This window comes from Collinsella aerofaciens, from assembly GCF_015554145.1.
Lineage (GTDB): Bacteria > Actinomycetota > Coriobacteriia > Coriobacteriales > Coriobacteriaceae > Collinsella > Collinsella aerofaciens_AA.
Genome location: NZ_JADNHZ010000023.1, coordinates 14300 through 27451, shown reverse-complemented (window position 1 = coordinate 27451; position 13152 = coordinate 14300). Strand labels below are relative to the sequence as shown.

The window sequence follows — 13152 nt, the reverse complement described above, 5'->3', positions numbered from 1 at the left end:
AAAAGTGCCGCCACGGAGAAGGGAGACGTCTCCGTGGCGGCTGGGGGTGGGGGTGGGGCTATGTTCTGGCTCCCCGCCGGCCGCCCGGGGCCTTTTGGCCCCGGGCGCTGCCAGCGTGCCTAGCGCTTACGGATACCCCAGACCAGGGCTCCGACGCCAGCCATGGCAATAACAAATGCCATGAGCAGTGCAGCGGCCTGCTGGTCACCCGTGGTGGGCAGGAAACCCTTGACCGTCTTGACGATGTTCGTCACGGTCTTGGGCGTGCCGGGATCGGGCGTCGGCACGGGCGTCTCGGGCTTCTTGTACGTGTTGTTGAACACGATACCCTCGACGCTCTTGTCGCCCTTGGTAAAGGCGACGTTCGCCTTGAGGTTGCCCTCGCCGTCGTCGACCACGTTGACGGTCGCGGTAAAGACGGACTTGTCGTAGGTCATACCAGCCTCGTCGCCCTTGACCTCGCTGATGGTGTAGGCGTACGTACCAGGCTCGTCGTACTCGAACTTGTCGAAGTTGATCTTGCCGTCGGCATCGTTGGTGACGGTAGACTCGATGTCCTCGCCAACGAGCTTAAAGCTAAACTCGTCCTTCTTGAGCTCGCGTCCCTCGAGCACCTTGATGGCGCCGATGGAAACCTGCGTGGGCATGGCGTGATACTTGTTGGTAAAGCCAGCCGACTCGGTGGTTCCCTCGAGCTTGTGCGTCGCGGTCAACGTGCCGTCGCCATTGTCGGTGACGGTGGTCACGATGGTGTAGGTCGTGCTGTCATAGGTGACGCCCTTGTACAGGCCGAGCGCGTTGGGGCAAGCCTCGCGCAGCGTGTACGTGTGCGTGCCGGGCGCCTCGTAGCGGATCGGGCTCAGCGTAACGTTGCCGCTGGCGTCGTTGGTGCCACTAGCGACAGTCACGCCGTCCTCGAGCAGCTCAAACGTGAACTCGCCAGCTGCAAGGTCGCGGCCGGTCAGACGCTTAACCGTCTTGACCTGATCGGTCACGACAGAATCGGTGGGCGTTACGCTGTACGTGTTAGTGAACGTGAAGGCCGCACCGTCGTCGCCGTTGCGCTTGACGATCAGATGTCCAGCACCGTTATCGGTCACGGTGTAGGAAACCTTGCGCGTGGCGTTGGTGTCGTTGGTCACGCCAAGGGCGCTACCGGACTCGGCCACCGTATAGGTAAAGGTGTGCGAGCGCGGGGCGGCGGGGACCTCGGGCGTGGACTCGTCCTTGGTCTCGTCACCGCTGGCGTCAGCGTCAACCTCGGCCTCGTCGGCGTTGGCTTCAGCGTCGCTCGATGCATCGCCAGACGCATCAGTCGTCACGCCCAGGGCGCGGTTGAGGTCATCGAGCGTAAAGTGAATCTTGCCAAAGTCAACGTTGCCGGCCGCGTCGTTGGTCACGGTTGTGTGCTCGGGCATCGGGGCGCCAGCCTCGTCGGCAGCCACGGTAAAGGTGAACTTGCCCGCGATATCGGCCGGGGTTAGGCCCTCGGCGGCCTGGAGCTTCTTGGTACCGGCGAGTGCGGCATCCGCAGCCTCGGCGCCATAGACGTTCTCGAACACGGGCTCGGTGCCACCGTAGTCGGCCTTCGCCGTCAGGGTTCCGTCGCCGTTGTCGACAACGATGACCTTAAAGCTAAAGCTCGGCGTTGCGGCGGTAATGCCCTTTGCTGCGAGCGGAGACGTGTACTCGAAGGCCGTGTAGTTGATGGTCCACGTAAGCCTGGCATCCGTGTCGGTACGGATGGCGCGGTTGGCGTTTATCAGGTCGGCGAGCATCTCGGTCGTGTAATGCAGAGCACCAAAACTCACTTGGCCGTTAACGTTGGTAACGCACGTACCCTCGATGGCTTCCGTCTCGCCTGCATAGGCGATGCCGAAGTAGAACTCGCCGTCGACCATCGGACGACCGGTCAGGGTCTTGGTGGCGACAATCTGTGCAGAAACGCCCGGGTTATCGGTCGATGCGCTATAGCTGTTTTTGAACGGGACCAGAGCGCTCTCAACCTTGTTCTCGCCGCTCTTGTGGATCGTCTCGTGCGTGCCCTCGGGACCGCCGGAGACGGTCGTCGTGGCGGTGAGCGTGCCGGCGGTGTCGTCGGCGATGGCGATCGTCACGGTGCGGACAGCGTCGTCGTAGGTGTAACCCGGCTGGCCGTCGTTCTTCTCGGCCACGGTGTACGTAAAGGTCTTGCCGGCATCAGCCTGCGTAAATTTGACCTCATGGCCCGCCAGAATGTCAATCTGGCCGACTGTTCCCTCTATCGTTGCGGGGGACTCAAAGTTGTTGGCCCCGGGCAGCAGACCAAGTGCGTTGGCCGAAGCCTCGTCGGCGGGCGTCACGGTAAAGCTAAACTGGCCCTCAGTCATGGGACGTCCGGAGAGGGTCTTGCTGAGCTTGAGGCCGCCGGCCGCGGCGTAATCGAGCTCAGTGCGGTACGTGTTGGTGAAGCGGCCGCTTTCCTTCTTGGTGACGTTGGCGGTCAGCTTGCCCTCGCCGTTCTCGGTCACGGTCACTTCGGCGGTCGCGACATGTCCGTCATACGTCATGCCTGCCGCATTGCCCGCGTTCTCGCGGATCTCATACTTGTAGGTTCCGGCAGCCGTGTAGCGTATCTCGCCGAAGTTGATGGCGGCGATGCCGTCCTTCGCGTCCTTCTTGCTCACGGTCACGGTTGCGGGGTCGGGCAGCGGGGCGTCCGTACCCTCGGCTGCGCTGATGGTAAAGCTGAACTTATCGGCGTCCGTCCAGTCGCGGCCGTCAATGGCCTTGCTCAGGCCAAAGTCGAGCTCAGTGTCGAGCGGGGTCACGCTGTAGGTGTTCTTGAACTCGGCGGGCTCGGCGCCCTTCAGGACATGCTCGGCCTTGAGAGTGCCGTCGCCGTTATCGGTGATGGTCGTCACGATGGTGAACTTGGCATCACTGTAGGTGACGCCCTTGCTGGTGGTTCCACCGTTGACCTCGCGCAGCGTGTAGGTGTGCTTGCCGGGCTTGTCGTACTTCACGGCGCCCATCGTGATCTTGCCATCGGCGGCGTTCTTGCCGGTGGCGACGACCTTGGCGTCCTCGCCCTCGCCCTCGACGAGCTCAAAGGAGAACTCGCCGTCCTTGAGGTTGCGCCCGGTCAGGGACTTGGTCGCGGTGATCCGGTCGGTGACGCTGAACTCGCCAGGATTCGGCTTGTAGCTGTTGCTGAACTTCGCCTCGTCGGCGCCCTTCAGCTCATGTTTCGCCTCGAGCTCACCCTTGCCGTTGTCGGTGACGGTCGTCTCGATGGTGTAGGTCTTGCCGTCGTAGGTGATGCCGTTGCCGGCGTCGCCCGGGACCTCGTGCAGCGTGTAGGTATGCTTGCCGGCAGCGGTGTACTCGATGGAGCTCATCTTGATCTTGCCGCGGGCGTCGTTCTTGCCGGTGGCGACAACATCGTTGCCCTCGACGAGCTCGAAGGAGAACTCGCCTTCCTTGAGATCGCGCCCGGTCAGGACCTTGGTCGCCGTGATCTGATCAGTAACACTGAAGCTCTTGGGGGTTACGGTGTAGGCGTTCTCGAAGGTCGCCTTGTCAACATTCTGCAGCTTGTGCTCCACGCTGAGGGTGCCATCGTTGTTATCCTTGACGGTGGTCACAATAGTGTACTCAGCGGTGCTGTAAGTAATGCCGTTTTCGGTGGTGCCGACCTTGGTCTCGCGCAGCATGTAGGTGTGCTCGCCAGCCGCAGTGTAGGTGATCTTGTCCATCGTGATCTTGCCGTCGGCCGCATTGGTGCCCCTGGCGACGACATCGTTACCCTCGACGAGCTCGAAGGAGAACTCGCCTTCCTTGAGGTCGCGGCCTGTCAGGGTCTTGGTCGCGGTGATCTGGTCGGTGACGCTGGACTTATTCGGGGCAGTGTTGTACTTGTTCTCAAAGCGTGCCGTCTCGGGACCCTCGAGCGTATGGGTCACCTTAAGCGTGCCGTCGCCGTTGTCGATGACGCTCGTCTTGATGGTGTAGTTCGTCTTATCGTACGTGATCCCGTTGCTCAGCCCCGCCTCGTTGGGGAGCTTCTCGCGCAGCGTGTAAGTGTGGGTGCCGGGCTTGTCGTAAGTGATCTTGTCCATGGCAATCGTGCCGTCGGCAGCGTTAGTGCCCTTGGCGACGACCTTGTTACCCTCGACGAGCTCGAAGGAGAACTCGCCCTCCTTGAGGTCGCGCCCGGTCAGGACCTTGGTCGCGGTGATCTGGTCCTCGACAGGCTTCACGCTATAGGTGTTCTTGAACTCGGTCTCGCCCGAGGTCTTTTCAACGTCGGCCTTAAGCTCGCCCTTGGCGTTAACCGTCACAGTCACCTTGAACGTGGCAACGTTCTTGCTGTAGGTAATGCCACCGGCGTCGCCCTTGACCTCGCGGACCTCATAGGTGTACTCGCCCGGCTTGTTGTAGGTGATCTCGCCGAAGTCGATAGCTGCCTTGCCCATGTCTAGGTCAGCCTTGTGCACGATCGCAGTCGTGAGCGCAGGCATCGGGGCATCGTTCTCGGACGTCGCAGCGAGTTCGAACTTAAACTCGTCCGCATCTGTCCAGTCGCGACCCTCGAGCACCTTGGTCAGGCCAAAGCTAGCCTTGGTGTCAACCTTTGCCGGCGTCATGTCGTACTTATAGCTGATCTTGCCGTTGTTGCCCAAGTAGGAATTGACATGCGTAGCACCCGCCTTGGCGGACACGTTGTTCCACCTGGGGTTGAGCACGTCGAGCGCGGTCTCGGTCAAGTTGCCGCCCACACCCTCCTTGGTGGTGTGGAGCTCGTCGATAAAGGCCAGGCGCGCGGTTCCCACGCTAAACGAAAGGTTATCGTCCTTGTCGCGAACTATGGCGCCGTCAAACTTCGCAGCGTCGCCGCCGATAAACTCGATGACGGCAGTGGCGGACTTGGCCTCGTTGTTCTCGCCCTGCTCCTCAAACTCATCCTTGTAGTAATAGGTGCCTTTTTCTGCCAGTGAAATCTTTGCAGGCTGCGTGCATTCCTTATCGGTGTAAATGGGAGTCTGCTTCTGGAAGTAGTAGTAGCGGTTGGTATCGGCCGGCTCAAAGGTCGCAACCGTATCACCCAACGCACCGGTCTTCCACTTGTTTGCGTAGAAGCTCACGGTCTTGCTGTCATCGTCGGCAACGGTCGTATTCTTTTCGATGTAAGTCTTGAGCCCCGTGACCTTCTCAGGCGTAAATAGGTTGTCGAGCGCAACACTCTTCACGCTCGAAGCATACTTCACCTGGATGGGCTTAACGCTGTCGACCGAAAGCTTGCCGTCTACGGTCTTAAAGTGGCTCAGCGGAATCAACGATGCAGGAATGTTAACCGTTACGATATCGCCCTTCTGGGGATTGTCATCGCCGGCACGCTGCACGGTAATGAGCAGGTCTTTTGCCTTGCCGGTGAACTCATATGTGTCGGTATTGGTTTCTTCATTGAACGTCTTGCTCGCCTCGGTAAACGGCGTGCCGTTGATGACGACTTCGGTAAATCCGTCGACCTGCATAAAGTCGCCCAGCTCGTCGGTAAACGTGATGTAGCCGGACTTGGTCTTGTCGTAGCCCTTATGGATTTCGGTCGGATAAGGCGCCTCCGATGTGATGGCCTGTGAGATGTCGTCGAAGACCTTCTTGAGCTCTTCGGCATTGGTCGCCGACTTGTAGTAGTCGGAGTTTTCCGCGCGTGTGCCGTGAGCGTTCCATGCCGTGGCATTGGGGTAGTTGCTCGATACGGCCTGCATGAACTTGTTCTCTTTTTGGCTTTTTCCCGAATCCTGGATACCAGCGCTGGGGTCCGCGCCATCAAAGATGCCGATAGTATAAACGGTGGCCTTGCTGTCCTTCATGTTCTTGGCAGCCTTCACAGCAGCGTTGGCGACACCCGCATCGAATTTATTTTGCTTTGTTGGCGTACCGTCGGTAAAGAACACAATAATCTTCTTGGCGTCTTTGCGGCCAGAAGTGATAGTGATTCCCTCGGCCAGCTCTAGGCCATAGTCGGCGCGCGTGGCGCCGGCAGGCTGAATTTGATTAATTGTATTCTTCTTGAGATCATCCGCATTGCTGCCGGAACAGTAGGTCAATTCTTTCATAACCTGGGTGTAATTGTAGGAGTACCCTCCGTCGCGATACATATTGTTGCCGATATCGTTGGACTTCTCGCCCGCAAACTTAACAATGGCAACCCTATGCTGCCTATTGACGCCCTCGATGCCCTCGTTTTGCTTGGCAATGGTATCGATAAAGCTATTCGCAGCGTTCTTCAACGCATCGATACGCTTAGGTGAGTCTCCACCGCCCATATGATCATCCATCGAGCCAGAGGCGTCCAGCACCATCACGATGTCGAGTGGCGTGGTAACCGTTACGGTTGAATTAGACGTCGAGGACATCGCCGAAAGCGTAGTCACAAAATCTGACGCTTCGTTTTTTCCGGCTTTCTTGACCGTCTTGTCGGTCCAGATTCGGCCGACGTTTTGAGTCGTTACTTTGTTACCGTTGTGACCGGCTGCCCAGATTTCCCAGCGTCCGCTGGTGTCGGGGTCGACGACCGTTCCGCTTACTGTCGGCCCGTCCATTCCGGTGCTGGACCTGGCGTTGGCCTCGGGCAGCATGGCGAATGCTGCGGCTGGCAATACCAGCACTACGGCCAGTATCACCGCCAAGAGACCCTTCGTGTACTTACTCATCGCGTCTCCCTTCTCGCGGTCTCAGACCTTGCAACAGCCTAAAGTTACGAAATGAGACACAATTTGGGCAGGTGACACATGTTCCAGATTCTGTTTTGGGCGTGAGACAAATGTCTCACCAAAGTTGAGACACGGCGTTTTCGCAGGAAAACAGGTGCGACTCGGTGCCATCAGGCAAAAATGATCCACTTTCCTCCGTCCCCGGGGAATCAATTGGTGGCGCTCGCCACAAAACTGGCCCATCTACTACGTTTGACTCGATACCCCCGACCATACCCGCGTTTCATGAAAAATCGCAGGCGTTTTACCTGCGGTTTTTATTTCACATTACTTGCCATGGTTGAGGGTAGCGGCCTAAACGTAGTAGATGGGCCCATTTCGTGGCAGACGGGTCACGCGGCAGCCCTCGCAAGGCCAAAATGATCCGTTTCCCTCTGTCCACGGGAGATCAAGGGATGCTACGGATATGGTGGTATTTCAAAACTATGCCGGATTACGGGGCTAAAGTCGGGACCCTCATCCATACCTCCATTTTTTGAAAAACGGCAGGCTATCTACCTGCGGTTTTGTTTTTGCAATTTTCGATATGGTCGGAGGTTCGCTATCCAGCCCCGTAATCCGGCATAGTTTTGTTCGCGGCGGCTCCACCGCTCGTTTAAGCGCGGGGCCGGTGGGGCATTTGCCCCATCGGCCCCTATCCCAGCCCTATTCCGGTTTGGTTTCCACCGTGGGAGTCTTGTCCGCTGCGACTGGAGTGCGGGTGGTGTCCATAGTCAGGCAGTGCTTGGGGCAGCTCTCGATGCACTCACCGCACACCACGCAGGCATACGGGTCAATCGACCGCGTTCCGCCCTTGCGATCGACCGCAAGTGCACCCGCCGGGCAACGGCGCGCGCACATGCCGCAGCAGATGCACACGTCCATATCGTTGACGATATGCCCGCGCAGGCGCTCGGGTGCCGCGAGCTTCTCCTGCGGATAGCGCACCGTTACCGGCTGCTTGACCATAGAACCCAAGGCCGTCTTGGCAAATGTCAGCAAACTCATGCCGCGCCTACCTTTCCGTGCAGCTAATACAGGGGTCGATGGTCAGGATAATCATGGGCACGTTGGCAATGAGCACGCCCTGCAGCGCATGCGTCAGACCCGCCAGATTTTGCGACGTCGGCGTGCGCACGCGAAAACGGTCCAAGTTCTTGGTGCCGTTGCCGCGCACATAGTAATACGCCTCGCCGCGCGGCTGCTCAATCACAACCTCGCCGCGTGCGCCGTCGGCCGGCGTAAGCTTGGTGCGCCCGCCGATCCCGTCGTGCGGAATCTTGCCCACAAGCTCCTTGATGATGTCCATGGCCTGCGTGACCTCGGCGCAACGCACCTGGCAGCGGGCATAGCAATCGCCATCGGTAGCAACGATGGGCTCAAACGCAGCCAGGTCCGCATAGGCACCGTCGCCGAACATGCGCACGTCGTAGTCCACGCCCGAGGCGCGCCCAAACGGGCCGACCATCGAAAGCTCCAGCGCGTCCTTCTTGCTGATCACGCCCACGCCATGCAGGCGCTCGCCGCAGCTATTGTCGTCCAAAAACGTATGCACCAGGGCCTCGTAGTCGGGGCGCATGGCATCGAGCGCCTGGACAATGCCCGCCAGCTCAGAGTCCTCAATGTCGTGTTTAAGGCCGCCGATTTCGTTGATCGACAAAATCACGCGGCCGCCGCACGTGCTCTCAAAGATCTTGAGAATCTGCTCGCGCAGGGTCCACGAACGATAGAACAGCGCCTCAAAACCAAAGGCATCGGCAAGCAGACCCAACCACAGCAGATGCGAATGAATGCGCGAAAGCTCATGCAGAATGGTGCGGATATACTGCACGCGACCAGGCACCTCGATGCCGAGCATACGCTCGCAGGCGCTGGCGTAGCCGCAGCTATGGCCCACGGCGCAGATGCCGCAGATGCGCTCGGCGATGTAGCCAAACTGATGCATGTCGCGCTTTTCGGTGAGCTTCTCGAGTCCGCGGTGCACAAAGCCGATCTGCGGAATTGCCTCGATGACGCGGTCGTCTTCGATCACCAGGTCCAGATGAAGCGGCTCGGGCAGCACCGGGTGCTGCGGGCCAAACGGAATAACGGAGCGATGTGCCATGGACTTTACGCCTCCTTTTTCTGCTTGTCGCGGGCGGCCTTGGCGGCAAGCGCCGCGCGGACCTTGGCCGCTTTCTCGGGATCCATGGCGGCGAGCTTTGCCTCCATTTCGGCGGCCTTGAGCGCGGCCTTCGCAGCGGCTTCATCGTGCTGAGCATCGGAGCCGGCAGCCGCAGTGGGCTGAGCAGCGGCGCCCGCGGCATCGCCGGCGCCCGCAACGCCCTCCCCTGCAGCAGCCGCAGCCGCGGCGGCCTTCTCGGCAGCGGCCTTGTGCGCCTTAGCCTCGGCAGCCGCGCGGACCTTCATGGCTTTCTCGCGCGCGGCCTTCACCTCGGGCGTGATGACGCTCATGGGTTCGGCAGTCGAGACCTGGTAGAAAAAGCCGTTGAAGTCGACCTGCATGTCGGTGATGGCAAGGCCAAACAGGTCGTGCGCCTCGTTCTCAAACGGGAACACCGCCGGATAGTACGAGCTAATCGAGGGAATGTCCTGGAGCTGATCGATGCCCTCGACCACCAAGTTCTCAAACGCATAGCTGCCGTCCTGCGCAATCTGCTCCTGGGCGGCATGAATGTTGATAAACGTATAGACCAGGCGATACGTGCCGTCGTCCACGCTGCGCTCGGCGTGCATCTGCACAAAGCGCGCGCCGGCGCCCTTGAGCGCCTGTACATGCGACAGCAGCGCATCGAGCTCGACGGTGGTGTAGATTGCCTTTTGCATTACTCGGCCTCCTTTGCGGCAGCGGGCGCGGCGGGCATTCCAGCAGACGCGGCAGGCGCCCCAGCGGGCGCGCCACCGGCCTTCGCAGCGGCAACAAACCCGTCCTCGACCAGCTCAACGCCACCGTCCCAGGTAGCGGCACCGCCTACGGTGAGCGGATCGCCGCCGGCGCGCATCACGGCCTCCTTCTGGTCCAGGATGCCGCACGCCTCCACGATGGCATCGATCACTGTCTCGGGGCGAATGGCGCATCCGGGCGCGTACACGTCCACAGGAATCGCGCGGTCCACGCCGCCAATCACGTTGTAGGCATCGCGAAACACGCCGCCCGAACACGCGCAGATGCCGCAGGCCACCACGCACTTGGGCTCGAGCATCTGGTTGTAGATCTGGCGCACGACGGGCAGGTTCTGGGCATTGACCGAACCCGTCACCAAAAAGATATCCGCATGCTTGGGGTTGCCGGTGTTGACCACACCAAAACGCTCCGCATCGAACAGTGGCGTGAGCGAGGCCAGCACCTCGATATCGCATCCGTTGCAGCTCGAGCCGTCGTAATGAATAACCCACGGCGAGCGCGACATTTTATGATCCATGGATGCCGCCTCCTAAATAAACACGTCGACGAGGATGGGCATAAGGTTGAGCAGGCCAAACACCAGCGCCACGCCCCAGCCGAGCTTAAAGCAGCTACGCCAGGTGCTGCGGGCAAAGGTGTTGTCGATCAGCACCTCGACAAAGTACGTCGCAGCCATCACGACCAGGGCTACGACCCAGCTCACGGGGTTGTCCCAAACAAAGAACATGCCCACCCACATCAAAAACAGCACGGTCTCGCACCAGTGCATAAGGGTCATCTTGGCCAGCGTGCCGCCGCTCATCTCGGTGGCGACGCCCTGGACGATCTCCTGATGCGCGTGATGCGAGTACGAAAGGTCAAAAGGCGATTTGCGCAGCTTGATGGTAAGCACCGCGAGCAGCGCGAGGAAAATGGGCGCGCTGTACACGATGATGGGGGTCGACTGCCCCGTCACGGCGATGGAATCAAAGCTGTCGGTGGCAAGGTACAGGCCCACGCTCATCAGCAGAACGGCGGGCTCGTAACTCATGACCTGCAGCAGCTCGCGGTCGGCGCCAACCTGGGCAAACGGGCTCTGCGTCGAGGCGGACGCCAACACCACAAAGATCGCGGCGAGCGTCACCATAAAAGCGCACAGCAGCGTGTTGGAGCCCGACACAAAGATGCCGCCGCCGACGACGGTGAAGATGAGCGCGCACGCCATGTAGGTATCGTCCATGGTGTTAACGCTGGCGGGTGCCTTGCGCAGCAGCTTGGCAACGTCGTAGAAGGGCTGCAGCAAGCGCGGGCCCACGCGGCCCTGCATACGAGCCGAAAGTTTGCGGTCAACGCCGTCGATCAGGCCGCCCACAAGCGGCGCCAGCAAGGCAAACGCCACGGTGCCAATAAAAATGCCCACGACACCCGAGCCTTCGAAATACTTACCGCGCAGCACCGAGGGCGCGCTCATGGCAAGTCTCTCGGGCCCAATCCACGCGCAACACAGCAGCGCGAACAGGATAATGCTGCAGCAGACGACGCTACCCGCGGGGCCAATACGCTTCTCGCCAAGGGCGTCCTCCGAGTACCAATTGCGCTTTTCGGCCTTCACCTCGTGTCCCATCGAGCCGCGGAAATGGCGGTAGTTGTCGGTCCCCACACCCGAAAGATATACGTTTACGTGCGGTTTGTTGCTCACGCGGAATGAAGTCAGCAGCACCACGGCGATAAACGCCACGATAACCACCATCAGATACATGGAGTCCTTGCCAATAACGTACGGCACGCGGCCAAACACCATGGCCAAGTAAGGCGACACCAGACCGCTCGAGATAACCGGGAACGCCACGCAGCACAGAATCAGCAGCGCGGCGATGGTGTTAAGCGCCATCCATTCGGTCTTATGGACATTGACCTCAACGTTTTGAGCCGTGGGGTCGACGCCCGAAAGCTTGGCAAGCCACTTGCCCCAGAAGAAAAACGTCGCAGCCGAGCCAAAGGCAAGCACCATGATCATGAGCACGTTGCCGGTCTGCGCAAACGCCACCAGGGCGCCCCACTTGGACACGAGCATGCCAAATGGCGCCACGAACATGCCCATGATGCCCAGCATCATCAGACGCGTCAGGTGCGGCATGCGGCTGAACATACCGTCCATGTCCTCGATATTGCGGCTGCCAATATGATGCTCGGCCGTGCCCACGCACGGGAACAGCAGCGACTTGGCCACCGTGTGGAACAGGATCAGGAAGATGGCGGCCCATACGGCCTCGGGCGCGCCGACACCCAGGCAGGCACTGATGAGGCCCAAGTTGGAAATGGTGGAGTACGCGAGGACGCGTTTGGCGTTGCTCTGCGAGATGGCCATGAGGGCAGCGAGCAAAAACGTGATGGCGCCCACGCTCGTGACCATAAAGCCGGTCACGGGATAGGTAGCGTAGAGCGGGCTCAGCTTGACCATCAGGAACACGCCGGCTTTGACCATGGTCGACGAGTGCAGCAGGGCGCTCGTGGGCGTGGGGGCGACCATGGCGCCCAGTAGCCAAGTGTGGAACGGCATCTGCGCGGCCTTGGTGAGCGCGGCGAGCGACAGCAGGACGACCGGCATCACCAGGAGCGCGGACTGCGCGGTGCCGGCGCCGGAAAGCTCGATCATGCCCGAGATGGTCAGCGGCATGCCGTTGACGTGCAGGAACATAAGGCCCGCCAAAAACGCGATACCGCCCAGCATGTTGAGGATGATCTGGGTGAAGGCGTTTTTAATGGCCTCGGGCGTGCGCGTATAGCCAATCATGAGGAACGAGCACACGGTGGTGATTTCCCAGCCGCAGAACAGCCACTCCAGGTTATCGCTCGTCACGATGACGAACATGGCCGAGAGGAACAGGAACATGAGCGCCAGGAACTGCGGACGACGGTCGGGCGCGGTCTGCCCGCGCAGTGCGGCCTCGTGCTCGTCGTGGGCCTGGAAGTCCTTCATGTAGCCCAGGGCGTACACGCAGATCAGGCTGCCGACGATGCCGATGGCGAGGACCATGATCACGCTCATGTAGTCCAGGTGGAGCGGGGTGGCGGTGACGACCTCGGCCGCGGGCAACGTCATGGCCGCAAAGGCGACCGAGCCCACCAGCTGCACCGCGCCGAGCACCGTGGTGAGCGTGCTCTTATATTTACGCGCGTTGTACAGAATGACGGCGCACAGGATCACGTCGATGGCGGAGCTGATGATCGAGAGCACTTGCGAGGTGCCGGGGGCAACCTCAAAGCTCTGCGGACCCGTGCCAAAAAACATGACGGCGACTACAACTGTCACCGACATAATAATGCCGGAGCCCATGAGCCCTACTGCATCGCGAGCGCGGTCACCGCGCGCGAGCAGCATGCCCAGCGTCGGTACCAGCGGAAACAGGGTAAGGAAATACAGTAGCGTCATACCATCACTCCCCCATGCAAAAACGCTGCAATTGTTTAACGTTATAGCTCAGTTGAGGAGTAGCGGCGGCGGGTTTTCGGTAAACTGGGGAGTTTTAG

Annotated in this window: 6 protein-coding genes; all 6 read right to left on the bottom strand. The window is 60.2% G+C overall.

The features are described from left to right. Window positions 1–119: 119 nt before the first annotated feature. Window positions 120–6698: a Spy0128 family protein gene (locus I2E13_RS09070; protein ID WP_195404880.1), complete on the bottom strand. Its 6579-nt coding sequence runs from the start codon at window positions 6696–6698 to the stop codon at window positions 120–122. 705 nt (window positions 6699–7403) lie between these two features. Continuing rightward, entirely contained in the window at window positions 7404–7745 is a 342-nt protein-coding gene (locus I2E13_RS09065) for a 4Fe-4S dicluster domain-containing protein (RefSeq protein ID WP_195404879.1), read from the bottom strand. 7 nt (window positions 7746–7752) lie between these two features. Further along, on the bottom strand, window positions 7753–8841 hold the full coding sequence (locus I2E13_RS09060; RefSeq protein WP_195404878.1) for a hydrogenase large subunit: 1089 nt from the start codon (window positions 8839–8841) through the stop codon (window positions 7753–7755). 5 nt (window positions 8842–8846) lie between these two features. Beyond that, a complete protein-coding gene (locus tag I2E13_RS09055; RefSeq protein WP_195404877.1) occupies window positions 8847–9563 on the bottom strand; it encodes an NADH-quinone oxidoreductase subunit C in 717 nt (238 codons plus the stop codon). After that, a complete protein-coding gene (locus I2E13_RS09050) occupies window positions 9563–10159 on the bottom strand; it encodes an NADH-quinone oxidoreductase subunit B family protein (protein ID WP_195404876.1) in 597 nt (198 codons plus the stop codon). Before I2E13_RS09050 ends, I2E13_RS09055 begins: the two co-directional genes overlap by 1 nt. Before the next feature lie 12 nt (window positions 10160–10171). Beyond that, window positions 10172–13054 carry a proton-conducting transporter transmembrane domain-containing protein gene (locus I2E13_RS09045; RefSeq protein ID WP_195404875.1) on the bottom strand — a complete coding sequence of 961 codons (2883 nt, stop codon included), beginning with the start codon at window positions 13052–13054 and terminating at the stop codon, window positions 10172–10174. Between the last annotated feature and the right edge of the window lie 98 nt (window positions 13055–13152).

Coding starts and splice junctions, on each gene's coding strand:
- I2E13_RS09070 (WP_195404880.1), bottom strand. CDS start 6,698: ATGAGTAAGTACACGAAGGGTCTCTTGGCGGTGATACTGGCCGTAGTG.
- I2E13_RS09065 (WP_195404879.1), bottom strand. CDS start 7,745: ATGAGTTTGCTGACATTTGCCAAGACGGCCTTGGGTTCTATGGTCAAG.
- I2E13_RS09060 (WP_195404878.1), bottom strand. CDS start 8,841: ATGGCACATCGCTCCGTTATTCCGTTTGGCCCGCAGCACCCGGTGCTG.
- I2E13_RS09055 (WP_195404877.1), bottom strand. CDS start 9,563: ATGCAAAAGGCAATCTACACCACCGTCGAGCTCGATGCGCTGCTGTCG.
- I2E13_RS09050 (WP_195404876.1), bottom strand. CDS start 10,159: ATGGATCATAAAATGTCGCGCTCGCCGTGGGTTATTCATTACGACGGC.
- I2E13_RS09045 (WP_195404875.1), bottom strand. CDS start 13,054: ATGACGCTACTGTATTTCCTTACCCTGTTTCCGCTGGTACCGACGCTG.